Raw genomic sequence first — 23,529 nt, 5'->3', positions numbered from 1 at the left:
GGAAGGTCGAGCTAATCAGCTGTTTCGAACGGTCAATGGGATCAAAGAGTTCCTCTTAGCAGCTCTACCAACGCTCAGCTCGCCGCAAATCTATGAGTATCTCTGCTAATGCCTATAGTATACCGTATTGGTTCCTAAACCGTATGATAGATTTGTGGTAAATACTGATAAGACTCATAGTGTGGGTACCGTTACCAACATGGATAAGATGAAAAGGTATAAAATTACACCTTGTATCTCAGCGAAGATCAGATGGTCGCGCATTTGTGCTACATCTGCAACCTGTACCGACCGTGAGTTACACGAGCTATTCTGAATGATGAAATCGTGCTACTATTACTGTTAATAGACAACGAGTGCCAGATAGAGCTGTCCGACCCCAGCCACGATCATCAGACCTCCGGCGAGCCGCTTCAGGAGTCCCGAGTAGGCCGCGAACCGACCTGCACTCGCGATCAGTCCCATTCCGGTCGCGACCGTCACTGCGATCATCAAGGCGACGACGCTACCGACGTAGGTCATCAAGACGAGCGCCGCCGCCTCGGTTGGCAGCGACAGCGAGCGGGCGACGACTGCGAGGAAGACGGGCGCGACGCAACCGGCTCCGGCGAGCGCGTACCCCGAACCGAAGAGTCCGAATCCGAAGATACTCGAGCGCCGCTTCGGAAGCGGAATCGACAGCGAGGGGGCGCGACCGGCGAGAACGAGCGCGCCGAAGACCACCAGCAGTCCGCCGACGAGCGACTCGAAAACCGTGAGGTTCGATAGCGTCTGCTGGCCGATCACGAACGTCACCCCGATGAGGGCTGCAAGCGTTCCAAGAACGCCAACGCCCGCGGCGATTCCCCGGGTCGTCGCCCCACCGAGTGATGCGTCGCCGTCCGTCCGGCTGACGTAGAACCCGACGTACCCGGGCAACAGCGGATACGCACAGGGGCTAAAGAAGGTCGCGACGCCGGCAGTGAGTGCGAAGACGACCGTCGACAGGAGCGATGCGTCGATCACGCGTCCGTCCCCGCCTTGAGCGCCTGTTCGATCCCCGCCACGAGTTTGTCCGCCGTTTTGACGCCGGTGTCCGACCATTGAACGATTCCGGACGAATCGATCGCGACGGCGGAGGGATAGCCGCCCGCGAGATACCGTGCAGTCAGTTCCGCAGTCGGATCGAGGCCGAGAGACCAGTTCCCGTCGTGTTTCTCCCACCAGTCGACTATAGTAGGAGTTAGAAATAGTTGCTCATTTTGGGAATAGAGAGTTGATCAAGAGCGGTATCGATCGCTGTTGTAAGCTCAGTAAGTGACCCAAAGAATCGGTTACTGAGAGCCGTTTGTAGTTGTCTCCAGCACGCTTCGACCGGATTTAGTTCGGGAGAGAACGTCGGTAACGTGACGAACGCAAGGTCGTCACGGGCCGCCAGATCCGTGACGGTCGACGCCTGAAAGTACGGCGCTCCATCTCACCCAACGAGTAGATCATCTTCGAACACTTTACATAATGCAATAATGAAATATTTCGCGTGATCGGCAGTAACGTACTCTTCAAATCAGGAGAAAAAACGATCACCGTTCTCGGTGACCGCACCCAAGAGACACGTCCAGTCGCGTTGGCCGGATAATTCGGCAGACGGCTGCGTGCCGCGCGGAAACCACGCGGCACGCGGCTCAACCTGGACCGATTTCTTGGTTTGATCAATACTCACTACTGTGGCGTCCATCTCCTGCCGCTATTTTTGAGTTCCTCGCGGGACGTTTCTTGCTCGTCAGCATTAGATTCGGCGGCTGTACGGCGTGGTTTTTGATAGCGCAATCCCGCTTCTTTGAGCAACCGCCGGCAACTCGGGATTGAGTAATCAACATCGTAGGTCTCGTCGAGATACTGCTGGACGAGCGCCGGCGTCCACGCCGGCGCGTCAACCCCAACTTCTTCGGGTAAGTCGTGGACAGCTTCTTCGAATTCTTGTTGCTCGTTTTCTGAGAGCTTTCGCTTTCTCCCAGATCGGTGATCGTCAGTTACAGCCTGCTCAAGCGACTCGTCGGTGTCGAGTCGCTTGAGCCAGCTATAGATTGTGCGTCGCTGAACGTCGTACCACTCGGCTAGTTCAGTCTGTGTAACGCCGTTTTTGCACGCTATTGCCGCTAAGAGCCGTTGTGTCGGCTTCTTCCCCTCCACGTTGTCGAGAGCATCTTGTAATTCCTCGATAGAGATTTCGTCGAGATGATCCACTACCCTCAGAAACCATCTCTGAGTAGAAAGTTCTAACGGTTACTATAGTAGATAGCCAGTACCCCGCTTGCACGGCTATGCTACTCCAATAGTGCGGTATAGCGCTACTTCGTTTATAAAGGATGCGTAAATACGCCCCTGAAATACTTCTTTAACAACTGTTTTTCCGTCCTCATGAGCAATACAGAGGAGACATTGAACCAGTCCACTAGTACTGGTCAGCAGGCAACAGAGTACAGATTTAGCGATTGGGTCGCATGTCCGAAGTGCGACGAGCGAGATGATGTCTCGACGCTTTCCCACAAGACGGAGATGGTCTTCGAATGTCACGAATGTGGGCTTATCTCGGAGTTCGTGATCGGAGAGGACATCCCGCTTCAAAATCTTGACGCCAATGCTATTGCAGAACTCAGCGACAAATAGATCAGCGATTAGGCGGATTCCCTTGGATCGAGAGTGGGCGCTATGTCTTCTGTACCGAGCGATACGTGAGTCATCTACACCAAACGGTTCATGCAGTTGTCGCATGACCGATACGCACCGTTATCTCGTACGTGGTAGGAGAACTATTTGCTCTTGGACGTCTGAGCGCGGGACAACGAACTCATCAGTCTACGATTGACGCAACACTATATTTAGCGGTGGTGCGTGTTCGCTCTTGGACTGTCAGGACTCGGTCCGTGTCGAGAAGACTGACACCGGGTACATTCCCAGATCGGTGAGTCGGGAATTTCTGGAACTGGCACTTCATCGAAGCCACCGAATGTGTGTCGTGTCGTCTCACTGCACGACCGACACTCCAAATTCCGACGAGTTCGCCCCTCGCGAGGAGAGTTCTCGGAGCGATCCGGTGGGGAGACGTGTTCGAGGGCGATCGCGGGAACGATCCAGGTGCGTGTTGGCTCGTCCCGTCGTGGATATTCGTCAATATCCCAGTTAGGACTAGTTCGCTCGAGCGTACCGCCAGCGATCAGCTGGCCGACCTCCTCGATGTCAGTGATCGGCTTGCCTTCAGCGTCGAACAGCACTGGCTCGAGCGTCAGTCGGTTTTCCTCGGTGTTGTCGGTGCTCTCCTCAGCAGCTATAGTGTAGTCGTGGCCGGCGTTCTGGCGGATGATATCGAGCTGGCGCTGTCCTTCAGTCGTCTCGACGGCAGCGGCACCAGGCAACTGGCCCCATTCACGAGTGAAGCGCGTGACAAGCTCGCCCTCGAGGTCAGCAATCACTTCGCACTCGTCGATACCGTCGATAGAAGTGGTGAAGGGATCGTCCGTTACTCCTTTGAAGACGGCCTTGGCTTTGCTAATGGCGTTGTGCTCGGCTTTCGCGTCGATGAGGGCATGAATCAGTCCAGTGAGCTTGCGCTCGGTGTCAGGTTCGACCGCCAGATCACCATAGTCGAGGCTGTTCATGAGGCAGCAGTCGCACTTTGTTCGATCGTGAGCGATCTCTGTGCCACACTCACAGCGATTCTCAGCGGTGGAGTCGTCCTCGTAGGATGCTGGTTCAGGAGCATCTGGATACGCCACGTGATCGGTTTCGAGCGAGTCGTCGATGCGTTCGTAGCTGCCGTCGTCGACGGCTCTCGAGTCGGTCGCATCGGGGCCAATACTTCCTTCGCCTTCGGGAGCGAACTCCCAGCGGTCGTCATCGTCGTAGTTCATGGTGTCGTGGAACTCCTCGGTGTGTCGTCAACTTTCGCTCTTATCCCTGCCCTCGTTAATCTCCGGGTAGTAGAGTGAAAGTGAAACGAGATCTTGTCAACAGATCAAAAGAGTTATCAATATGTGTTTTTAATACATATGTGGGGAATCAGAGCTGTCAGAGGCACCTCACCCGCGCTTTCCGTATGTTTTGCTTTTCTATCGTCGAGGCGATGAGTTGACTCTTCTCTCTCGTCCATAGTCCCGAATGCGCTGTGCAGCGGTGTGTTCGCCAAACGACGCTTCACTCTTCTCGGTCACTCACAATCACTGAATTCTGAGAATGTCTGTTGGGTGCTGTCTGCACTCGGCCTTGCCGATGAGCGTCGCAACAGCATCGACGCTCCAACTGGGGGAAGACCTTCGGCACCGAGTGAACAGGGAAGTGTTGGAAGCGCATCTGGATCAAGTAGCTCCTTACTATCTGTCTTCTCGATCGTCACCGCGTCAGGGTCGAACGGGATGTCTGCAGGAACGGTCGATCCGGCACAGATCACGGCGTTGTCGGTCTTGCACGGACACTTTGTGTAGCCAGTCTCATACGCGGCGGTGATCCGATCAGCGTGCGGCTGGATGCGATGTCCACTCGGTCGCTTGCATTTCCGACCTGGCTTCGCTCCACACGACGAGCACTCGATCGCCAGGACTGGATGATACGGTTGAGCAACACCACAATCTTCGCACGTGACGGCTGCTGTCATGGAGTCAATGGTTGGTTCCATGGTCGCAGTCCTCGAGACCGCCGAACAACACTCTCGGCTGTACTCGTGTTGTCTCACTCGTCGCCCGCTTTCGATGATCGTAACCGGTGACTCTGGGCCAGGTCCGACTGCCTGTCTCTCGGCCAGTCCACCAGCGGCACTGTGGGGTGAAGTGCCGGTCGAACGCCTTGGACCGCATGCCGAACTCCTCGTAGGCCACGACGAGGACGTCTCGTTTGAGGCGTGCTTCGAGTTGTTGAATCTGATCTTTGAGGTCGGTGACGCGTTGTTGAGCTGCAATACGACCGCCTGTGAACTTCGAGCAAAATCTGATTCGGTGAACTACTGGTTAGTCTTCGTTGTGGAGGTTTGTAATCTCCATTACGTCCTCAAGTGGGGCAGTCTCAAAGTCGCTGTCTGCGACCACGTATTCGTCTCCGGTCGATCGCGCGGTAGCGGCGATCATGGCGTCTCGATGTGATAATTCGCTTCCGTCTCGGACAGAAGTATGCTGCAATCGTGAGGCTTCAAGTGCAAGTTGTTCGTTGAATTCGAGTGCTTGGACACCGCCGAATCGTTGGCGTTCTTCCACTGGATCGAAATCGGTCGATCCTGCAGGGCCGTTCAGCACCTCGAAGACACAGATCGTCGACGTCCACCATGGTCGTCGCTCGTCGAGATACTCGATGACAGTCTGATTCCCACGCAGATACTCGATGATGGTCGAACTGTCCAGAAACGTCATCACCAGTTTTCCCGCGACTTCCGGATGGATTCTTTCGCCCGGTCTGCCTCTTCATCCGACCACGACCCAGCTTCAATTGGCACTTCGGGCGTGGTAATCCGCTCTAAGAACTCGTCCCACGTTTCGTCCTCGCGTTTCAACCGATCCAACCGCTCCTTCGTAGCTGAATCAACCGGGATTGATGTTCGGCTCATATGAATTTGTTTTGAATTCATCTTTGTAGCTGTTTCGGCTCCTATCACCAGTTATGAGTGTACGATGTATCGTGACGAAATTGGTGACATGCTGGATCGTCATGACGATCAGCTGAGTGTGACAATCTCCCCACAGGTCGGTATCACGTCCGGTCCGCACTTGGGCAGCGGTCCGTCTCTCGATCTCGCGTATCCACACTCGGCGCAGTGAGAGCGTGCTATCGCTCACCGCGGCCCCATACGGTGTCGATTACCCCAGATATCCGTTGTGAGTTCCTCCAAGATGATGAGTGCGTCACGGCGGATCGATGCGTCGTCGGTCTCAGCAACATAGTCACGGTGGAGATCGAGCGACAGTCCTGGTGCATCATCGTAGCTACCGACAAAGCCACAGTGGCCTCTCGGAAGGCCGAGTGTCTTGACCTCTGGGTTGCTTCCGTTCCCGATGCTCGCGGCGAGCTGGACAGTAATCGTCCCGTCGGCGTGGACACGCACGAGGACGTCGTCGGTAGTCATCCGAAGCTCGTTCAACACGAACTCGTGGAGGCGCTCGGCGGCGCGTACTTGCCGTCCTAACGCGTGTTCTGGGATCTCGACCGTCATGGGAAGGATCGTCCCTCCTCGGCGGTTCCGTCCGCGCTGTGGCGGTCGTAGGGCAGTATCTGTTCCTCGCTGTCCCCGTCTCCGACGGGCGGCTGTTCAGAGAGGGGAACGTCTTCGTCGAATGTGTGTTCGTATACGTCTAGGAGTGGCATGATGATCAGTCTTGGAGAGCGCGTATTGCTTATACACGCGCCCTCCACCCCTTTGAGGGGGTGAGCAACACCACAGTCGATCGCGTCAGAAGCGCAGAGGGCTACAGAGAACCCAAGTGATACAATCGAGAGGCTCTGTTGAAATCCTTAGAACATGATATGTTTGGCACCCTCTGCGGTAAGTACAGGTAAGTCACATAGCGATTGTTGTCCATGCAGCCTTTTCGCTGCATTGGCTACGGCTTCTACTTATCCGCGTCTTCATGAACAGATGCATCGTCGCTCATGATGCGAAAGTCTCCATCTCCGCATGTACAATCAGGGCCTCGTCCAGTCCCGATTGGCCGTATTTCGCCATCAGGACCGAGACGGACTGCGTACGCAGTCTCACAGTTCTCACACACTGCTACCGCCCGGTGGGTCTCCCCGTCTTCAGTCATCCCATCTGGCAGTGTGTGATGATGTGAGTTAATATTTCTTCAGAATAAACTTACATACGATCATAGTGGGTAGTACGCACGTGTAGTGAGCATGCGTTTCACGCTAAAATACATATGAAGAACAGGATTTCAGCAGAGCCAATCGAGACTAAGACAGAGTTTACAGTTCGCACGCTCACTGCACTGCTGATCGAGCGCCTCAGGGTCGATCGTGTCAGACAAGACGATCCCGTGGGTTGGTCCCAGCTCGGTTGACGGGCAGTTTTCGAGACCCGCGATCGCCTCGATAATGCGATGCTCGGCGGCGTTTCCGACTATTCGTATTCGCCTTGCTTAGTTACCATGATTCGCCTCCTCTGCTAGCCCGGCCCCTGCTCCTGAAAATCGCTCGCGCTGGGATCGGCAGTTCGGACAGGCGTGGAGCGTTCCGGTGTTGTCCGCAAATACCCGCTTGTACTGTTCTGTGACGTGCGCACCACAGTTCGAACACTCAGGCATTACCAGGCCCCATGTCCGCATGTTCGTACATTGTACGCGTCGTCTCGAGTTCGGTGATTGCATCTACGAGCGTCAACGGCTCGGCCAAGTGCTCCTCGAGCGTTTGCAGATCGGCCAGCACTGCTTCGAGTTCGGCTTGCACTCGTTCGTCAGGCCAGCTGTCGGTGGACTCGCTCATCGCGACTCACGCTCCGGGCAGCCGGGCGCATGTGACAGGTTGTCCTGTCCACCGAGTTCGACCAGCAGTTCGCGTTCGCAGTACGTACACCGGACGTACGCCTTCCCGCCCTGTTCCGGCGGTTCGACATGCCGCGTGTACGCCGATTTCTCGGACTCACTCTGAGTAGCCTCGGCGGCTACGGTTCCGCCGTCGGGAACCACCTGCTCTGTACGAGTAGTAATCTCGGCTTCCGCACGCAGGCGCAGTTTTCGGCCCGTGTCAGTTTCGTAGTATTCGGATCGCTGTACCACTCGATCGATGGTTCTGAACTGGTTCATCGGTTCAAACCCTCCACCCCTCTCAAGGGTGCAACAACACTACGTGCTGTCACGGTCGAATCGGTCGCTGTGGAGCCTGCGATGGAGGGAGTCCAAGGAACCGAACCTCACGTCTCGCCTTCGCTCGGATCCACACGTGTGATTTGGCCGACCTTTCCGTGGGCGCCAGCCAGAACCAGCGAAACGTGCTCGAGCATCGAGATATCGGCCACAATCGTGTTCCTATCCTTCTGGAGGACGACGACACCGCTGTCGTGGAGCCAGACGGAGACGCCAATCCCCCAATGATGCCATCGGTCAGCCGAGAGTGCTCTTGATGGAAGTGAGAGACTCTCGTCACCGCGATCGATCGCCGCCTGCACGCCCTGGCGAAGCGCCCACACTTGCGATTCGGTGAGCGTGTCCTCGGGTGCGTCAATCTCGTCGACGTACGTCAGCAGATCTGCCACCATCACGCCTCACCTCCGATGATCCGATCGACCTCAGTGTAGCTTCAACCCAGGACTTGCTGGTCTTCGTTGATTTCAATTGGGTAGAGTCGGCGTAGCTTGATCCGTGCGTCGTCGGTGGTGAACTGCCAATCGATGAGTCGGTCAGCCGCGTTCCGATGCTCTTGCCACGCAGCGACCTCCGACCGGAGGGTCGCTGCGTGATAGATACGGCGGTCGAGACACTGGCGTTTGAGGACGTTCAGTTCGATCTCGGCCATGTTCAACCAACTGCCCTTCTTGGGGACATAGTGGAACTCGAATCGATCAAGGTACGCTTGGGCTTGATCAGGCGGGAAGAATTGATAGAAGCCGGCCGGATTGTGCGTGTTGAGCTGATCGACCACCACCCGGATGCAGTCGGCATCCGGGTAGTGGTCGTCTGCGAGTTCGACCATCCGATCGATGAACTCGATGGTACGTCTCCGTTCAGTGATCTCGACATTCACCCAGCCAGTCAGCGGTTCGGTGGCGAGGTGAATCCGTTCTTTCCCGTTGCGTTCGTACCGGTGACCGACGCGTGCGACCGCTCCCGGTTTCGCCGGGAGCGGCTCGCTCTCGTGGCCACGGAGTGCTTTGCTGGATTCGTCGAAGCAGACCACTGGACGGTTCTCGTCGTATGGTTCGTGGTAGAGGTCGAGAACGTCCTCCATGTAGTAGACGAAGTCAGCGTTTCGTTCGGGCGGAATCGCCCAGTAGTCAGAGAGATGCGGTTTCAGGGCGTTTTTTTAGACGCTGTCGAACGGTTTCGTGAGAGATCGACTCGAAGTCGATCTCGTCGAGGGTCACGAGTTCGTCAGCGAGGAGATGGAGCGTCCAACGAGTGTGTCCTTCCGGTGGTTCGCTACAGGGTAAGTGTTTAGCCCCAGCCCGAGAATCATCACGGAATTTTGGTAGTGAAAACTACCAGGCGGGAAAGGTTAACAATTGTAGGTTGCATCACGGTATCGTTAGCAAGAGTGGTTTATAAGGAGATCCCAGATACGGCGGAAATCCACCGCCCTGCCGTCCAGCGTTTTCTTTGGATGACAGTAGTTCCGTTTCTAACTCCTATTCCCCACCCGTAAAAATTGGTTGAAATGGTTGATTTCTAGCGTTCTGAGCTGGAGGGGGCTAAACACATACCTTGGCCCCAGACGGTGTCACCTTCGGCGTGATCGTAGAAGTGGCCGACGCCGGGGACTTCGTCCCCGGCTTTCTCGGTGATGGTGTCGTCGAGGATGATGTAGCCATCCGTTGACCAGCGTGTTTCGCCGTGTTTCTGGAGCTCTTCGAGGCGTTCGTGGTTGAATTGCTGTTCATCCCAGTCGTACTCGGTGAGGAACTTGTTGAGAGCGCGTTTGCTATTAGCTGGAAGGACTTCGCGTGCGATGCCCGCCACGGTCTTGTTGCTGGCCGCAACAAGACCTGTGGCGTAGGTTTTGGCGTGATGACGTTGGGCTGGGGACAGCGACTCGAACTCGTCGAACACTCGCGTACACGACAAGAAATCCGTAATCGGCATCATCCGTCCTTGCCACCGCCTACGTCATGCTCCTACTTCAACGTGCAAAGCTGAGTTCCTTAGTGAAATCGTCACCGTTCACAGACTCCACCAACCAGCAGTGACAGCAGAGGTAACGGGATGGGCTCCGCGACGGAGCCCATCCCTGAGACCCACATCCAATCTCTGCTGCCTATTCATATCGCGTCCGTTGAACGCTTCCTACGAGTCAGTACCGAAATCAGCTCGGGCTAAACACATACGCTGAAGCTAAAGCGTTGGTCTAATTAGGAAGATGTCTGGCTGAGTGAATGTGTTTAGCGTCCCTCAACCAGACGGTGTTCTTTCAGACTCAGATGTGAAAGATCTAGCGGAAGACGTCATTTGCCAACTCCCTTTGTCAGGGATCGAGGGCTTAGTACCTAAGGGAAGTTCTGAAGATACTTCCCGTAACTTTTACCGTATTACGCTTCTATGTTGGATTATGCCTCCTGAAGGATATACAACAGTCACAATCAGCGATGAGTTGGCTGAGAAACTTACACGAATTATGGCCCATCACGATCGCTCCAGCTACGCTGAAGCGATCGAATATGCGGTCGATACAACCCTCGTTCAAGAGGACGAAATCACCATACAGGAGTTGATTCAGTTGCTGGCTGAACGAGCGGAGGAACTGAACTAGCTCGTATTACGGTACAAATTACGGTATGAATTTTCAAAACTTCTCCTAAGTACTACGCCCCTCGATCCCGGCGATATCTGGGCTGTCGTGGTTCTTGCAGCAGTCAACCAGACGTCCATCTGGGAGACATGCAAGGACAACGACAACGCTGCCTGTGACGATACTGTCATGGACTGGCTACATACGCTCAACCGAGAGTGGCTTGAGCGGGTTGCTAACCGCCTTCTCAGAGAGTTAGCGATGACGATCCTCGACCTTGATCGGTCGAGGATCGTCTCCATTGACTTCGTCGATAACCCTTACCACGGAATGTACGCCGATGAAGAAGGTGAACTCTGCCGCATGCACGCGAAAGACGGAACAACGACGTGCCACCGGTACTGCACGGCGTATCTCGTCTCGAACGGCAAGCCAGTGACGTTGGCGATGACCTACGTCCGTAGTGATGAGAAAGAGGCCGACGCGGTCGAGCGCGTCCTCGACCGCGTCGAAGCCTATCCCTTCGAGATAGAGCTACTCTTGGCTGATCGTGGCTTCTACAACGAACATATTCTGCGCCGCTCACGGGAGATTGCTGCGACTGTCGTTCCCGTCCAAAAGAAGGGCAAGCGCATGAGGAAGAAGCTGGATACGCACTGCTCGTACATGACGACCTATCGGATGTACAAAGGCCGCGAGCGGGAACTGGAATTCCCGCTCGCGGTCGCTGTGTCATATCACGCCGGAGATCGCGGGAAAAGCGGCGAGGTCGTTCGAGGCTATGTGGCGTGCGATCTGGCCGATCGCACGCCGAAACAAGTCGAACGACTCTATCGGAAACGGTCAGCGATCGAAACGAGCTATCGTGTGGTTCGTCAAGCACGAGTGGTAACGACGACACAAGACCCAATCATCCGCTTCGCGTTCGTCCTGGTTGGGTTTCTGTTGGAGAACCTCTGGCTTGTGCTTCGATGGGCGGTCGTCGCCCGCCCCCGGCGGGGCGGGCGCGACCTGCCTGAGGAATTCACGTTCAAGACCTTCTCTGACTGGATTAGACACGCCTTGGAAGAAGAGCTAGAGCGGTGTTGGGTGATCGAGATGAACGGAACAGGTGTGCCAGAAGCGTACGCGCCGGCCGCGGGCTAACGTCAGCCCGCGGCCTTGGGCAAGCTCCTAGTGAGCAACAGCATTCGCCTAGAACAGCGTATCTCAGTCTTCTTACTTCACTTCTCCTCATCTGTGGATTCTATTTCCTGTTCACTCAGTTATCACACCGGCATTCACCCCGTTTGTCCACGACTCAGCACAGCTCACGAAGCGATTTTCGGGAAGTACCGAATGTAAAGGTGAAACGACTCGTCTTTCACGTCGATTACTGAGTAGGATATGACATCAGGTTGATCGTCGAGTCGTGATTCGAGTATCTCGGGGTCGCCCTGTAGGTAATAGAGCATCACGCCCGTGCTGTTGTCGAATATGTTGACATAAACCAGCGTCTCGCGGGAGATGGTGGGCGTCTCGGCGATAGTCCTATCGACTGGGTGGAGAGACCCGTCTTTCGGCGTGATAGTGAAATCGAAGTGTCTCATGTGATACAGTCATAACATACGAACACAACCGACAACCGATGGCAAATGATGGATGTTATTTGATTACAGCGTTAGTCGTCAGCCGCGGCGATGTCGGGACTGTCGTCGATCTCAACTAGCGTCTCTACGTCGGGAATCTCGGCGTCGGCGTCGGTGATGATTTCGATACGACGGGTGAGCTTATCGCGCGAATACTCGACCAGCGGGACGGGGTCCGTGATTGCGGTGAGCCTGCTGACGGTGTTGGCGACGTGTAGCATCAACTCTTGGAGCGTGTCTTGGACGACTTGTGGGTCGACACCCTCCTCGGCGATCAACTCTTGAACTTTCTGCATTCCGAAGCCGACGTGGCGACCCTCGTCGCTCCGGATATACGTGACGCCCTGCACCAGCCCTTCGAGATGGGGAAAGTCACGCTGGGGGATGTCGTCGTCGCCACCGGGACTGAACGTCGAGGTGAGCCCGTAGTACCCCGTCTGGGCGAGGACGCTCTCGACGACCAGATGGTAGTGACAGTACGCTTTCGCGCGGTTTTCCGGCGTATCGTCGGTCAATAGCTGCTCCATTGCAGCCTCGTTTTTCTCGAACAGTTCGATGTACCCCTCGTTGAAAAACCGCTGGTTCGTCGGGTAGGTTGCCTCGAAGCCCCGTTCTTCGGCCACCGGCAGAACGACCTCGCGCCAGTAGCGGTCGAAGAACTGGGTGTGTTTGCCCTCCTCGTAGAGCTGGGAGGTGATGAACATCTGGTCGTCGATGTCGTCGAGGGCTATCGCCATCGGTGCGAGGTCCTCCGTCACAGCCTCTTCGCCCGCACCGAACAACGCGAGCACCATCATGAACTCCTCGAACTCCTCCTCCGTGAGGTCCTCGTCGTTTATCATCTTCTCGCGGTCGGCCTCGAGGTCCGATTGGGGGATGTCCTCGTAGGGGTCCCAGTGGTTGTACACTGCGTGTTCGAAGTAGCCCTGCCCGACTGAATCGGGATCGAGGCGCATTTCTCGAGTGATGTCTTCTACCTGCGTCATAGCACAGATACATGTTATCGCCTATCACAATGAAATTGTCCCCCGACATACGGGGTTAGTTAATATACCCCCAGCGATGGCGAGCCATCGAATCACAACATTTGTAGCGCACAGACGAACCGGCAGTATACATATAACTGTGAGAAACTACCAAGCTTGTGTGCGCTATGCAACCATCGTCATTAGGTCGGACGAGGGTGGTCTCCACCCGGTCGACTGGGCGCTGTACACTGACCCAGCCGTGACCCGGGAAACGATCCAGAAGATCAATCTACTGAACGATGGGACATTTGTGGTTCTCTATGAATTGAGCGGGGATTTAATGCACGCAAAGGAATTGCTATCGGAGCATCCAGACGTTATTACAGCCGACGTGACGGGCGAAGAGGCCGGACTCGCCTATATTCACTTGGAGGGTAATTTCACAGTGAAGGCACTGCTCACCATCGTCCAGATGTTTGAGTTCGTTCTCGACACTCCGATTAAGTGTACTCAAGAGTGCGGAGTTCGCGTCAGACTCATTGGGGACGACGCAACGATCCAGACAGCGATTGCGACGATTCTGAATCCCCTCCAAGTAACACTCGAAGCAAACAGTGACTATGACCCCACCCTCGACGACGTGTTCGCCTCCCTGACCTCCCGTCAGCGGGAGATTCTGACGATTGCTGTTGAGGAAGGCTACTATCAAATCCCCCGACGAGTTACAATTGAGGAGATCGCTGACGCTCTCAGCCTTGACTCCAGTACGGTTGGCGAGCACCTTCAGAAGATCGAAGCATGTTTAGTTCAGGAGATGGTTGGACCGAGATTATGATACTTCTGTTCAATTGATCGACGAGGAGGTCGAGGCGGTTCTCAGAGGAGCTCGATCTGATTCGTGTGAACACTGTCGTCTGAGACGGACTCCTTATCGTGGATCACGGTACGGCGATTGCATTCCATGCCAGGTAAGCAGGTAATTCGTCAGTCCAGCTCTCTCCCAGCGGCTGGGAGAGATCGCCTGCTTCCTCAACCACCGGCCCGAGAGTCTCGTCGTATGCAGAGCCTTCTTCGGCCGACACTACCCGCAGCGCGTCGCCGCACGCCACGACGAGCGTCATCTCGTCGCCCTGTTCTCCCGTCCATCGCGTTCGTCCGCCCTCTGGCGACCTGCCGCGGGACAGCCCCTCCCGGGGCGGGTCTTGTCCTTTGAACCCCGATCAGACCTTCTGGGTTTCATCCACCTGCGTTGGTCAGTGATCGTGTGGCCACGCAGTCCCAGACGGTCGGGGAGCCGCGCGCGAACGCGGCTTCCATCCGTCGAATACCGTCGTAGACCATGTTGTAGGCGCGGTCAAGGAACGGCGCAATCTGGTTGATGCTGAGGAGGGTATCGGCGTACGCTCATCCCGATACATCGTAACACAGCAGTTTCTCGAACCAATCGTTCGGTGAGTTAAGCTTCAGTTCGAGAAAACCGAGGTATTTCTGGAGGTGATGTTTCGAGACACCACGGAATTTCGCCAGCCACTGGCGAAGGAAGCTATGGCGATTTTCACACGTGTTCGTGTGACCATCACCGATCACGTAGCTCTCGGAGTGGGTGACGGCCAGATGGCCGTCCACCCCCTCCTTGTCCTCGATCTCGTCGTAGATCGTGTAGCCGTCAGTGCAGAGAATGACGCTGCCGTCGCCGTATTCGGCGATATCTTCATCAGCGTCTTGCAGATCTTTACAGACGAGAAATCGAATTCGTCCGTCATCCCGACGGACGAGTGTCAAGACTGGCGGTTTGTCTGACTCGAAGGTTCCGCGTCCTTTTTTGAGAGTCCGCGCTCGCGCGGACTCGAATCCTCGTCTTCGAGTCCTTTCTCATCAGCCGTGACGTAGACCTCGTCAGCTTCGCACACGCCGTAGAGATCGAATTCGTCGATCTCACCGCTCACTTTCTGGACTTTGTGAACGAAGTTGAGAACGGCTTCGTAGTCGCGATCGAGATCACGAGCGATCTGAGCGGTCGGATCAGATCGCATCTCCTTGACGATGTAGAACATTTCTTGCCTTGTTTTGCCGCCGAGTGACGGCAGGTTCAGACGCTTTCACAGTGATATTCCGCCAGATTAACCGGGAAATGGACGCCGTCTGTCGATATGGCATCGCTCAGACGGCTTGCTTGGATGTGTCGAAATCTTGCCAAACAGCACGTTGACGATCCGGACGTACCCGCTGCGCCGGACGGCGCAGACGGGTACGCCGAGTGGATGCAGATCGCGGTGATTCTGTTCCGCGTCGAACTGGAGAAGAGTCTCCGTGAAACCGAGGACTACCTCAACGAGATGCCCGATGTTCTCGCCGTGTTCGAACTCGACGAGGCACCGCACTACAGTTCGCTCTGTCGGTGGGAACAACAGTACCGGATGCGCGAACTCCGCCGCCTGCTCCGCGCTTCGGCGGAGCAGGCGGGCTGGAGTGGTGAAGCAGCCATTGACGCGAGCGGCTTCCAGCGCGACCAAACCAGCTATCATTACCGCGACCGCGCGAATTACTCGTTCCAGTCGATGAAGACGACGATCTTGATCGACGTGAACTCATTAGCGATCAAGGACGTTCACTACACGACGCAGAAAGCTTGGGATGGTCACATTGGGATGCAGGTCTTCCGCCGGAATGCGGAAGACCTGCGTGTGTTGTCTGCTGATGCGAACTACTCGTGGAGCGACCTCCGTGAGGAGTGTCGCTCCACCTCAACACGGCCGTTGATCAAGCACAGGGAACAGACACCGTTGCAGAAGGCCCACAACGCCCGGATGGACGATGATGACTACCACCAGCGCTGGATGAGTGAAACAGGCTTCTCGCAGTTGAAGGAAGACGACGGCGAGAAGCTCCGCTCCCGGAGTTGGCACGGCCAATTCCGGGAGCTGACTCGCAAGTGCATTGTGCATAACCTCACGCAGGCGGCGAGTTAGGGCTCGCCGCCTGCTCCCCTTCTCTGAACGTATCTGGGAGAGGCATCGCCGTCGTCACCTGACCAAGGGTGCACGATGACATAGTTCTGACCCTTCAGCAACCGCCGTTGGTGACTGCTACTGCATCTTCTGGCTCCGAAAATCCGCCTTTGACGCCGTGAAACTGTGAGTAATCGACCCCACCCCGACGCAGTCTTGCGATCAACAAGGCAACATTTCTTCGAGGCCGAACCGATGCTGGCCGAAGAGCGTGTGCGTGAGGTCGTTGAAGTAGGTCTCGCACGCCTTACACCAGTATTGCTGGGCATCTTTGCCGGTCGTACCCCGCTTGACGACAGCATTATTCTCGCAGTGAACACACGTCACCGTCTCGCCGAACCGGGCGAGACGGAGACGCTCGAAGCATCGCTCACGCGGTGGGAGGAAAACTTGAGCTGACTCTTCGTCCATCGTTGACCGTTGTTGATTCGCCAGTCAGATCGATGTTACGGTCTGTCGAGATGAGCGGACAGAGTATACAGTACGCACGACTCCCTGCTGATCGAGTGATCGTCTCTCAGGTAGCGCGAATGAGCAGCATCGTCTCGGTGAGTTTGACGTCGTACTTGTCGACCGAGAACACGACTGACATCGATTCGCTGGTTGTGACGAGTCGATCGAGCGCTTCGGGGTCGATCGTCTCGGACAGGACGATCCCGTGGGTTGGTCCCAGCTCTGTTGACGGGCAGTTTTCGAGACTCGCGATCGCTTCGATAATCGCGATACTCGGCGGCGTTTCCGACCACTCGTATTCAAGTTGCTTAGTTGTCATAGCTCGCCCTCCACTCGTAGCCCGGCCCCTGCTCCATGATATCGCTCGCGCTGAGATCGGCAGTTCGGACAGGCATAGAGCGTTCCGGTGTTGTCCGCAAATACCCGCTTGTACTGTTCTGTGACGTGCGCACCACAGTTCGAACATTTTGGCATCGTCACACCTCCACAGCCGCATGTTCGTACATTGCACGCGTCGTCTCGAGTTCAGCGATTGCATCTGCGAGAGTCAACGGTTCGGCCAGGTGCTCCTCGAGCGTTTGCAGATCGGCCAGCACTGCTTCGAGTTCGGCCTGCACTCGTTCGTCAGACCAGCTATCGGTGGACTCGCTCATCGCGACTCACGCTCTGGACAGTCGGGCGCATGCGACAGGTTGTCCTGTCCACCGAGTTCGACCAGTAGCTCGCGTTCGCAGTACGTACATCGGACGTACGCCTTCCCGCCCTGTTCCGGCGGTTCGACATGCCGCGTGCACGTCGGTTTCTCGGACTCACTCCGAGTAGCCTCGGCGGCTACGGTCCCGCCGTCGGGAACCAACCACTCTGTACGAGCAATCATCTCGTCTTCTGCATGCAGGCGCAGTTTTCGGCCCATGTCGGTTTCATAGTATTCGGATCGCTGTACAATCTGTTTCAGCTCTCTGAATCGGCTCATCTGTCAAACCCTCCACCGCTTTCGAGGGGAGAACAACACCACCGAGCGGGGAGCTGGGCGTCCAGTACTGTCGCTGGTTGTCTTCGTGTCTGGTTGAGCTCTAGTCAGCCTCTGCGTTCACTGTCTCTCGGTCCCACGCTGGCTCCCACTCGCTTTCGCGACCATCGACGTGGTCTGCATACGCCAAAAACCAGTAGCGATCGTAGCCACGAGATTCGGATCCAAGCCACTTGCCCGATGCGAGCGCACCGTACTCATCAGTCTCGGGAATCGGCTCAGCCTCTTCGACGGACCATGTGTACTGGCTGTCGAACTCGGCGATGAAGCCCTGGTCGTCAGACGGTTCACGCAGCGTACACCGAGTGTTGCAGGTCGCACAGAAAACGCCCTGGTAGACAAGGTGTGTCCATTCGTCGGAGCCACAGACAGGACACTTCACCGTGTCGAACGCACCAGCATACCGCTCTTCAGTGTCGACGATCGCCATCACTCGTCACCTCTCTCTGGACCGATCCGTGTCACGTGACCGATCCTGGCGTGGGCACCAGCCAGTACCAGCGAAACGTGCTCGAGCATCGAGATATCGGTCACGATCGTGTTCCCGTCCTTCTGGAGGACGACTACGCCGCTGTTATGGACCCAGACAGAGACGCCGATGCCCCAATGATGCCATCGACCCGGTAAGAGCGCTCTCGACGGGAGTGAGAGACTCTCGTCACCGCGATCGATCGCCGCCTGCACGCCCTGACGAAGCGCCCACACTTGCGATTCGGTGAGCGTGTCCTCGGGTGCGTCAATCTCGTCGACGTACGTCAGTAGATCTGCCACCATCACGCCTCACCTCTGATGATCCGATCGACCTCAGCCAGTTCACGCGCTTCAGCGGCCTCGTCCTCATATCTCACGTCGGTATAGCGCTCGAGGACGGTCACAGCTCCATCGTCGTCCGTGGCTGCTCGTTCGAATAACTTCTCAAGGACGGTGACGACCACACGATCGGCGACCTGACGGCCAGCATCGGCTGTCTCGCTCTCGATGCGGCCAAGCCGCGACTCCGGATATGCGTAGGTTTTCGAAGGTCTGGACTTCAGATTTGAACAGTAGACGACATCGAACACACGATCGTCGTTGGTTGCGTCGAATCGTGAGTTCCCGTAATTATCGAGCAGATTGTAGTTGTTTGCCTCGGACCACTCCGCTACGGTCTGGCCAGTATCGGTGACCACGTGGACTGGCCGCCCCTGTGCAGATCCAAACAGACATCACCAAGTTTGATCGACTGCTCGCTCATCGGCTCACCTCGTCGTCACTGAGAGTGCGAGCAAGCGTTGCGGCCTGCTGTTCAATCGGCTCGTGGTGGGCGTGTCTGACGTTCAGAAGAGCGAGGTGCGCTCCATGCCCCCACAGCTCTGCCCGGTGCAGCTCGTCAGCGAACTCCGTGAGAACGTCGTCAGTCGTCTGGCGACCATCGGTGAGACCGTTGATCCGAGCTGCAATCCGGTGAGGGATTGCGTCTCGGCAAGAAGGGTCTCGTCCTGTGTAGTCGGCCATTGTCTCGACGAGCCCTGCGAACGCTTCGACACGTCCGTCGACCGTAATGTCCCACGCTTCGAGGTCATCCTCGTCGACGGCGTACGTCACAGCGTCGGGTTCCTGTCTCTCGAGGAGAGCCTCGAGAGCCGCTCGCTTCCAGCTACGGTAATCGCGGAAGCCCTAGAACGTGGCGAACTCCTCGAGCGTCTCGATCGAGTACTCGATGGAGATGTCGGCACGAACCCGCTCGGTTGTCTCGTCACCGTAGTCAGTGATCCGGTCGACCGGCCCGCTGGCAGTCGCGAGGAACCGTCGTGGAAGTGGCGTCGTCTCACCGATGGACTGTGCTTCATCGGGTGTCTCTGCTGGCTGTGCTGTCGTCTCGTCTGCTCGTGACATCTGTGATACCCTCCACCCTTCCCGAAGGGTGAAACAACACCACCGAGCGGGGAGTTGAGTGTCCAGGGCTGTTCCGGTTGGCTTCGTGTTACGGTGAAACAGGCGCGCTTTGAGGGTGAGAGGATGTCACCGTCTGAAGGCCGCCCAGAGCACCAAAAGCACCGCTCCAACAAGGCTCAGCAGAAGACCAACAATGTGCACAAGCCCTGGCAAAAGCCACAAACTACCGTCAAGAAGCAAGCTCAACAGAATATATCCGTCTGATCCCACCAATTCCGTGACAATCTCCTTCTCGCCGAACGATGAGCCAGCCGGTGAAAGGACATGCCAGAAGGACAATGCGTTCGACCCGGCCAGCCACGCTAGTGGGTAGCTTACCAACGCAACCAGATACCCAACAGCGAGACACATACATCCGACCTCAAACGGATTCTCAACCATCTGCCTGAAATTGCGATAATACACATCAAAGATCAGTTCAGCAACCGCTGCCAACGAAAATCTAGCGAGTTTATCTGATACTTTTTTGGTGACCGTACGGTTGTCGTCCTCTTCGGTGAGAACACGCTCGACAAGTTTCTCATCCATGATACGCTCTCCCTCCGGCCACACGCTTATTCATTCTCATTCACGGGTATGATAACAGTGAATAAATCACGGAGCCGGCGGAGTTGCTGTGGCTTGCACCCCACTGGTCCTCAGCCTTTGAATCCGCTGTGCGTTGCGTGCAGCCTCGAGAACGGGCGTTCGGATCGCGACTGCAACGCGATGCTTGCACGCGCCCTGGTGGTGTTCGTCTGCCGGGCACGGACAGCTGTGCGGCAGTCCGTCCTCGATCGTCACTAGGTACTCATGGTCCTCGGGATTTGCGTGACTGGCGTTGCGAACGAGGACGCCCTGCACAACCATCCGTTCTAGGCTAATTCCGCTGTATCCGGGGGGAGCGAACCAGGATTCTGTTCGTTGGTCGCGTCAGCACAGTCAGTCGCAGGCAAATGCTCCGAGATGAGGCGGCTATCGGAGCGCTCACCGTGGTGAGCGCTCCGAACAGTCCACCGAACCCGAGAGCTGTCGCTGGCAATCCTCACGAATCCAGCCTCGTTAGGGCGGATTACGCGAGATCGGCTTCGAATGGTTCGTACTGGACCCGCTCTAACAGCAGAGAGCGGTGAGCGTTCGGATCCAGCGCATCGTTCAGCAGTGATTCGACGAGGCTCGGTGGCTCGTAGCCGAGTCGCTCAGCGACTCGGCAGAGAATCTGATCACTTCGCCGGCTGAACGCTCGCGCCCACCGTTCTCGGGGAAGCAGCGACGACGCGTCAACGTCGTCGTCGCTGCGGTCTTCTTGCTGGTGTTCGATGATCTCGATGAACAGCTCCCTGAGCGTGCGGCTAATCACAAGCGAGAGCAACCCGATGAGAATCATTGCTTCCACGACTTCGGGCTTGCTGGAAGTGACTTCGTCAAGCCCGTACACTCGTTTCAGCTCTCGAAACAGGAGTTCGACCTCCCAGCGCGCCTGATAGAGCTTCGCGATATCAGGCGCGCGATACTCTTCAACCGGCAGATTCGTGATGTAGAGGTGATAGTGTTGTTCCTCGTCGTTCCAGACGCCAACGACACGGAACGTCTCAACGGCACGCGAAGCCGTGCCGTTGTAGACGCGTCGGTCAAAGCCGACTTCGCCCTCGACGTCGATGACGTCTCGGTGAAGATCGTCCAAGATCTCCTGGACCTGCGTTCCTTCCAGGGAAATGGCGTTGCCACGCCATTTCCTGAATTCGCCGGTGATTTCAGGGTTTGCGTTGGGCTTGAGTCGCGTGAGGAACCAACCGCCATTGGCATCGATCAGATCCATCGTCCGGTAGTCGAAGTACGCTTGATCGAACAACAGCAGGGCGTTCTCAACCCATGGACCGGTTGAGAGTTGCGTTGACTCGTGCGTACGCGCGTCTGTGATGGTGAAGTCAGCTGGAAGTCCCGTGCTGACGGCTTCGACCACGTGGAGCTTCGCTCCAGCGTGGTCGTCGCCATACCCTGGAAACACGCCCAAGAGAGACTGATACAGCGTGATAACCGTCATATCGATCAGAAACACTTCGCGGAACTGGTCGAATCGGCCCTGGAGACGGTCTTCCTCAGCTTCGAGGTCCTCAAGCGCGTCCTTGAGGACCTCTCGAAGAAACGCACAGAGCGCCTCGGTAAACCAATCGTGGAACGATGAGTAGCGAAGTGTTCCGCCGAAGGTATCGATGTATTCCTGACGGAACTCTTCGAGTGTTCGATAGTGTCCGGTAACGAATCCGAGTGTGAGCGACCAAAATAGGGCATCAGCCTCGAGTTTTCCGCCGTCGCGTTGGACCAACCCGGTTGCGCGAGCAAGCTCGCGCAGCCGGGTATTCGGAAACGTCTTTACCAGCCGTTCTTCTATTACCGAATCCGGTGGGAGAGTCATACACCTCTCCACCGGGTCTCATACCGCTAACAGCTGGCGGTCTCTGCGTCTTCTCCAGTTAGCCTAGAACGGATGCCTGCACAACAAGTTCGAACTCGAAGGCTTCGTACTGGGCGCGTCGGAGCGTCCGCTGGGTCGGGTCAAGTCGCTCGATCGGATGTGCTGATGGTAATGGTGACATAGATTGGGTGTAACTACCGTTAGACTGGTCTATCACCTCGAGTTACGCGCTCTCGCAGTCGGAGCAGATCAGTTGAACGTCGAGGTCACAGGCAGTTTCACATCTGTGCGTCGGAACAAGCCCGAACTTCCCGCAGTAGTCACAGCTCGTGTTCGTGTGCTCAGGGGCGTCGAATACGTCGAAGCGGGAATGCTCGACGGTCGAATCAGATTCGGTAGTGAACTCAACGGCGAGTGGGTTCGTGATCCGGCTGGCAGTTTGCATCGTTTTTGATCCCTCTACTCCTCATGAGGAGCGAACAACACCACCGGCTGTCCAGAGTGAACGAGAACCAACAGGGAAAGCCCGGCAGCACAGCGAGCTCGAAGAGAGCGAGCGAGCAGCCTGGAACCTGGAGGTGGGTGGGAGGCGGTGAGTGGGTGGGCTAGAACCCACGCATCACAGAAGCGCCCCTCCACTCCGATCACCACACTTCACGTACATCCGCACAATTCTTTGGACAGCCTCGTCCCCGTCTTGTCCGCTGTTCGCGTCTCCTAGATCACCACTGTCACCCTGACCTCTTCTCGACCTCGTCGGTCATCCACCCCATCTGATTCCCGTTTCCTCCCTGCGCCTCGGGCACCTCCTGGAAGGGGAACGAGATCTCGAGATTGGCTGGGCCACGAAGCCGATCGAACACAGCCCGCTCCTCGAGCGGGTCACGATAGTTTCTCCCGAGGAGGATCTCGAGCGATACATCTCGTGGATCGATCCCGCCCGCGGCTGCTCGAAGCCAACGGGTCAGCCCTTCGTAGACGCTCAGTGCCCACTGGTCGAGGAACGTGTTGACATCCTCTCCGTTCGGAAGCCGTTTACTCGAGTTCGATTGCGGCCATACCGACTATTGACGACGTGACATCATTGCTGTGGTGGTCGGGCTACGTCCCGACGACCGGTTGCGGTCCGACGAGTGCGTCGATTCAGAACTCGGTACAGACCGGGATTCCCATCGTGTCGTACTCGCCGAGCCGGTCCATCACGTCGGGAACCTCCTCGAGCGCGCAGGTCTCCGTGACGATCTTCCCCGGATCGATCTTTCCGCCGTCCATCATCCGGAAGATCTCGTCGTACTCGTTGGGCGGCATCCCGTAGGAGCCGTAGAACTCACGTTCGTCGGTGACCATGGTGTCGACCGGAATGGAAACGTCACCGCCCTCCTCGGACGTCGTCATTCCGATCTGGAGATGCTGTCCGCCCTTGCCGAGCGAGTTGATCGAGTTTCGGACCGTCTCCGCGATCCCGAGCGCGTCGATCGAGACGTCGACGCCGCGGCTCCGCTCGGTGTAACCCTTCACCGCCTGGGGAACGTCGTCGACGCGCTCGGAGTCGACCGTCTCGATCGCACCGAGCTCCCGGGCCAACTCGAGCTTTTCGGGGACGACGTCGATCGCGATGACGTTCCCGCCCAGCGCGCTGGCGACGTGAACCGCGGAGAGACCGACGCCGCCGCAGCCGTGGACCGCGACCCAGTCACCGGGGGTGACGTCCACGCGGTGG

General features: G+C 56.7%; 31 protein-coding genes and 8 pseudogenes. 5 read left to right on the top strand and 34 right to left on the bottom strand.

Annotated elements, in window-relative coordinates; genetic code table 11:
• Positions 1-342 precede the first annotated feature (342 nt).
• The 3 genes and pseudogenes from PGX04_RS07265 to PGX04_RS07255 all read right to left on the bottom strand — a co-directional run bounded on the left by PGX04_RS07265 (position 343) and on the right by PGX04_RS07255 (position 2,223).
• Positions 343-1,005, bottom strand: a complete 663-nt coding sequence (locus tag PGX04_RS07265) for a cytochrome c biogenesis CcdA family protein (protein ID WP_273737899.1) — start codon at positions 1,003-1,005, stop codon at positions 343-345.
• A pseudogene (locus tag PGX04_RS07260) lies at positions 1,002-1,214 on the bottom strand (TlpA family protein disulfide reductase); the annotation flags it as partial. The pseudogene PGX04_RS07260 and the gene PGX04_RS07265, both read right to left, overlap by 4 nt.
• A gap of 8 nt (positions 1,215-1,222) precedes the next feature.
• Positions 1,223-2,223, bottom strand: a pseudogene (locus PGX04_RS07255) (IS630 family transposase).
• A 174-nt stretch (positions 2,224-2,397) separates the two neighbouring features.
• Here PGX04_RS07255 and PGX04_RS07250 point away from each other — a divergent pair.
• The gene (locus PGX04_RS07250) at positions 2,398-2,646 is read left to right on the top strand and encodes a hypothetical protein (protein WP_273737898.1); all 249 of its coding nucleotides are present in this window, start codon (positions 2,398-2,400) and stop codon (positions 2,644-2,646) included.
• Between the two features lie 212 nt (positions 2,647-2,858).
• On the opposite strand, the gene PGX04_RS07245 is transcribed toward PGX04_RS07250, so the two are convergent.
• From PGX04_RS07245 to PGX04_RS07195, 12 genes and pseudogenes are all read right to left on the bottom strand, one after another.
• Entirely contained in the window at positions 2,859-3,887 is a 1,029-nt protein-coding gene (locus PGX04_RS07245; protein ID WP_273737897.1) for a DUF7995 family protein, read from the bottom strand.
• Positions 3,888-4,976: 1,089 nt separating this feature from the next.
• The gene (locus tag PGX04_RS07240) at positions 4,977-5,372 is read right to left on the bottom strand and encodes a PIN domain-containing protein (RefSeq protein ID WP_273737896.1); all 396 of its coding nucleotides are present in this window, start codon (positions 5,370-5,372) and stop codon (positions 4,977-4,979) included.
• Positions 5,372-5,566: a DUF7557 family protein gene (locus tag PGX04_RS07235; protein WP_273737895.1), complete on the bottom strand. Its 195-nt coding sequence runs from the start codon at positions 5,564-5,566 to the stop codon at positions 5,372-5,374. Before PGX04_RS07235 ends, PGX04_RS07240 begins: the two co-directional genes overlap by 1 nt.
• A 225-nt stretch (positions 5,567-5,791) precedes the next feature.
• Positions 5,792-6,169: a hypothetical protein gene (locus tag PGX04_RS07230; RefSeq protein WP_273737894.1), complete on the bottom strand. Its 378-nt coding sequence runs from the start codon at positions 6,167-6,169 to the stop codon at positions 5,792-5,794.
• Entirely contained in the window at positions 6,166-6,321 is a 156-nt protein-coding gene (locus tag PGX04_RS07225) for a hypothetical protein (protein WP_273737893.1), read from the bottom strand. Before PGX04_RS07225 ends, PGX04_RS07230 begins: the two co-directional genes overlap by 4 nt.
• Positions 6,322-6,890: 569 nt before the next feature.
• Positions 6,891-7,040: a hypothetical protein gene (locus PGX04_RS07220; protein ID WP_377042306.1), complete on the bottom strand. Its 150-nt coding sequence runs from the start codon at positions 7,038-7,040 to the stop codon at positions 6,891-6,893.
• Between the two features lie 54 nt (positions 7,041-7,094).
• Positions 7,095-7,259: a DUF7563 family protein gene (locus PGX04_RS34520; RefSeq protein WP_425498440.1), complete on the bottom strand. Its 165-nt coding sequence runs from the start codon at positions 7,257-7,259 to the stop codon at positions 7,095-7,097.
• Positions 7,252-7,437, bottom strand: a complete 186-nt coding sequence (locus PGX04_RS07215; RefSeq protein WP_273737892.1) for a hypothetical protein — start codon at positions 7,435-7,437, stop codon at positions 7,252-7,254. Before PGX04_RS07215 ends, PGX04_RS34520 begins: the two co-directional genes overlap by 8 nt.
• Entirely contained in the window at positions 7,434-7,757 is a 324-nt protein-coding gene (locus PGX04_RS07210) for a DUF8118 domain-containing protein (RefSeq protein WP_273737891.1), read from the bottom strand. Before PGX04_RS07210 ends, PGX04_RS07215 begins: the two co-directional genes overlap by 4 nt.
• A 107-nt stretch (positions 7,758-7,864) precedes the next feature.
• Positions 7,865-8,209 (bottom strand): hypothetical protein, encoded by a 345-nt coding sequence (locus tag PGX04_RS07205; RefSeq protein ID WP_273737890.1) that lies wholly within the window; start codon positions 8,207-8,209, stop codon positions 7,865-7,867.
• A gap of 41 nt (positions 8,210-8,250) precedes the next feature.
• The gene (locus PGX04_RS07200) at positions 8,251-8,934 is read right to left on the bottom strand and encodes an IS630 family transposase (protein WP_377042304.1); all 684 of its coding nucleotides are present in this window, start codon (positions 8,932-8,934) and stop codon (positions 8,251-8,253) included.
• A gap of 422 nt (positions 8,935-9,356) precedes the next feature.
• Positions 9,357-9,752, bottom strand: a pseudogene (locus PGX04_RS07195) (transposase); the annotation flags it as partial.
• A gap of 460 nt (positions 9,753-10,212) precedes the next feature.
• On the opposite strand from PGX04_RS07195, the gene PGX04_RS07190 reads away from it, so the two are divergent.
• Together PGX04_RS07190 and PGX04_RS07185 are read left to right on the top strand one after the other, a co-directional pair.
• Positions 10,213-10,413, top strand: coding sequence for a hypothetical protein (locus tag PGX04_RS07190; RefSeq protein WP_273737889.1), 201 nt, complete (start codon positions 10,213-10,215; stop codon positions 10,411-10,413).
• A gap of 54 nt (positions 10,414-10,467) precedes the next feature.
• Positions 10,468-11,538, top strand: a pseudogene (locus tag PGX04_RS07185) (ISH3 family transposase); the annotation flags it as partial.
• 164 nt (positions 11,539-11,702) lie between these two features.
• On the opposite strand, the gene PGX04_RS07180 reads toward PGX04_RS07185, so the two are convergent.
• Together PGX04_RS07180 and PGX04_RS07175 are read right to left on the bottom strand one after the other, a co-directional pair.
• Positions 11,703-11,981 (bottom strand): hypothetical protein, encoded by a 279-nt coding sequence (locus PGX04_RS07180; protein ID WP_273737888.1) that lies wholly within the window; start codon positions 11,979-11,981, stop codon positions 11,703-11,705.
• Positions 11,982-12,052: 71 nt separating this feature from the next.
• Positions 12,053-13,006, bottom strand: a complete 954-nt coding sequence (locus tag PGX04_RS07175; protein ID WP_273737887.1) for a ferritin family protein — start codon at positions 13,004-13,006, stop codon at positions 12,053-12,055.
• A gap of 160 nt (positions 13,007-13,166) precedes the next feature.
• Here PGX04_RS07175 and PGX04_RS07170 point away from each other — a divergent pair, with 160 nt between their 5' ends.
• Entirely contained in the window at positions 13,167-13,823 is a 657-nt protein-coding gene (locus tag PGX04_RS07170; protein ID WP_273737886.1) for a helix-turn-helix domain-containing protein, read from the top strand.
• 44 nt (positions 13,824-13,867) lie between these two features.
• Here PGX04_RS07170 and PGX04_RS07165 read toward each other — a convergent pair.
• Together PGX04_RS07165 and PGX04_RS07160 are read right to left on the bottom strand one after the other, a co-directional pair.
• Positions 13,868-14,389: pseudogene (locus PGX04_RS07165) on the bottom strand (IS1595 family transposase); the annotation flags it as partial.
• A gap of 3 nt (positions 14,390-14,392) precedes the next feature.
• Positions 14,393-15,048 (bottom strand): annotated as a pseudogene (locus tag PGX04_RS07160) (IS1595 family transposase); the annotation flags it as partial.
• A 90-nt stretch (positions 15,049-15,138) separates the two neighbouring features.
• On the opposite strand from PGX04_RS07160, the gene PGX04_RS07155 reads away from it, so the two are divergent.
• The gene (locus PGX04_RS07155) at positions 15,139-15,957 is read left to right on the top strand and encodes an IS5 family transposase (protein ID WP_273737885.1); all 819 of its coding nucleotides are present in this window, start codon (positions 15,139-15,141) and stop codon (positions 15,955-15,957) included.
• A 213-nt stretch (positions 15,958-16,170) separates the two neighbouring features.
• On the opposite strand, the pseudogene PGX04_RS07150 reads toward PGX04_RS07155, so the two are convergent.
• The 15 genes and pseudogenes from PGX04_RS07150 to PGX04_RS07085 all read right to left on the bottom strand — a co-directional run.
• Positions 16,171-16,407: pseudogene (locus tag PGX04_RS07150) on the bottom strand (transposase); the annotation flags it as partial.
• A 106-nt stretch (positions 16,408-16,513) separates the two neighbouring features.
• A complete protein-coding gene (locus tag PGX04_RS07145; protein WP_273737884.1) occupies positions 16,514-16,768 on the bottom strand; it encodes a HalOD1 output domain-containing protein in 255 nt (84 codons plus the stop codon).
• Positions 16,765-16,923 (bottom strand): DUF7563 family protein, encoded by a 159-nt coding sequence (locus PGX04_RS34515; protein ID WP_425498439.1) that lies wholly within the window; start codon positions 16,921-16,923, stop codon positions 16,765-16,767. Before PGX04_RS34515 ends, PGX04_RS07145 begins: the two co-directional genes overlap by 4 nt.
• 2 nt (positions 16,924-16,925) lie before the next feature.
• Positions 16,926-17,102 carry a hypothetical protein gene (locus tag PGX04_RS07140; protein ID WP_273737883.1) on the bottom strand — a complete coding sequence of 59 codons (177 nt, stop codon included), beginning with the start codon at positions 17,100-17,102 and terminating at the stop codon, positions 16,926-16,928.
• Positions 17,099-17,422, bottom strand: a complete 324-nt coding sequence (locus PGX04_RS07135; RefSeq protein WP_273737882.1) for a DUF8118 domain-containing protein — start codon at positions 17,420-17,422, stop codon at positions 17,099-17,101. The genes PGX04_RS07140 and PGX04_RS07135 overlap by 4 nt, the downstream gene beginning before the upstream one ends.
• A 100-nt stretch (positions 17,423-17,522) precedes the next feature.
• Positions 17,523-17,909 (bottom strand): DUF7567 family protein, encoded by a 387-nt coding sequence (locus PGX04_RS07130; protein WP_273737881.1) that lies wholly within the window; start codon positions 17,907-17,909, stop codon positions 17,523-17,525.
• A complete protein-coding gene (locus tag PGX04_RS07125; RefSeq protein WP_273737880.1) occupies positions 17,909-18,253 on the bottom strand; it encodes a hypothetical protein in 345 nt (114 codons plus the stop codon). Before PGX04_RS07125 ends, PGX04_RS07130 begins: the two co-directional genes overlap by 1 nt.
• Positions 18,253-18,713 (bottom strand): annotated as a pseudogene (locus tag PGX04_RS07120) (hypothetical protein). Before PGX04_RS07120 ends, PGX04_RS07125 begins: the two are co-directional and overlap by 1 nt.
• On the bottom strand, positions 18,710-19,063 hold the full coding sequence (locus PGX04_RS07115) for a hypothetical protein (RefSeq protein ID WP_273737879.1): 354 nt from the start codon (positions 19,061-19,063) through the stop codon (positions 18,710-18,712). Before PGX04_RS07115 ends, PGX04_RS07120 begins: the two are co-directional and overlap by 4 nt.
• Positions 19,064-19,135: 72 nt before the next feature.
• Positions 19,136-19,354 carry a hypothetical protein gene (locus PGX04_RS07110; protein ID WP_273737878.1) on the bottom strand — a complete coding sequence of 73 codons (219 nt, stop codon included), beginning with the start codon at positions 19,352-19,354 and terminating at the stop codon, positions 19,136-19,138.
• 126 nt (positions 19,355-19,480) lie between these two features.
• Positions 19,481-19,942 carry a hypothetical protein gene (locus PGX04_RS07105; RefSeq protein WP_273737877.1) on the bottom strand — a complete coding sequence of 154 codons (462 nt, stop codon included), beginning with the start codon at positions 19,940-19,942 and terminating at the stop codon, positions 19,481-19,483.
• A 66-nt stretch (positions 19,943-20,008) separates the two neighbouring features.
• A complete protein-coding gene (locus PGX04_RS07100; RefSeq protein WP_273737876.1) occupies positions 20,009-20,263 on the bottom strand; it encodes an SWIM zinc finger family protein in 255 nt (84 codons plus the stop codon).
• 202 nt (positions 20,264-20,465) lie between these two features.
• On the bottom strand, positions 20,466-21,809 hold the full coding sequence (locus PGX04_RS07095) for an IS4 family transposase (protein WP_273737875.1): 1,344 nt from the start codon (positions 21,807-21,809) through the stop codon (positions 20,466-20,468).
• Positions 21,810-22,540: 731 nt separating this feature from the next.
• On the bottom strand, positions 22,541-22,672 hold the full coding sequence (locus PGX04_RS07090) for a hypothetical protein (RefSeq protein ID WP_273737874.1): 132 nt from the start codon (positions 22,670-22,672) through the stop codon (positions 22,541-22,543).
• 280 nt (positions 22,673-22,952) lie between these two features.
• Positions 22,953-23,529: zinc-binding dehydrogenase (locus tag PGX04_RS07085; protein ID WP_273737873.1), on the bottom strand; the 577-nt coding region annotated here is incomplete at its 5' end.

The sequence above is a fragment of the Natrinema soli genome (assembly GCF_028618695.1).
This window is presented reverse-complemented; position numbering and strand designations above follow the sequence as displayed.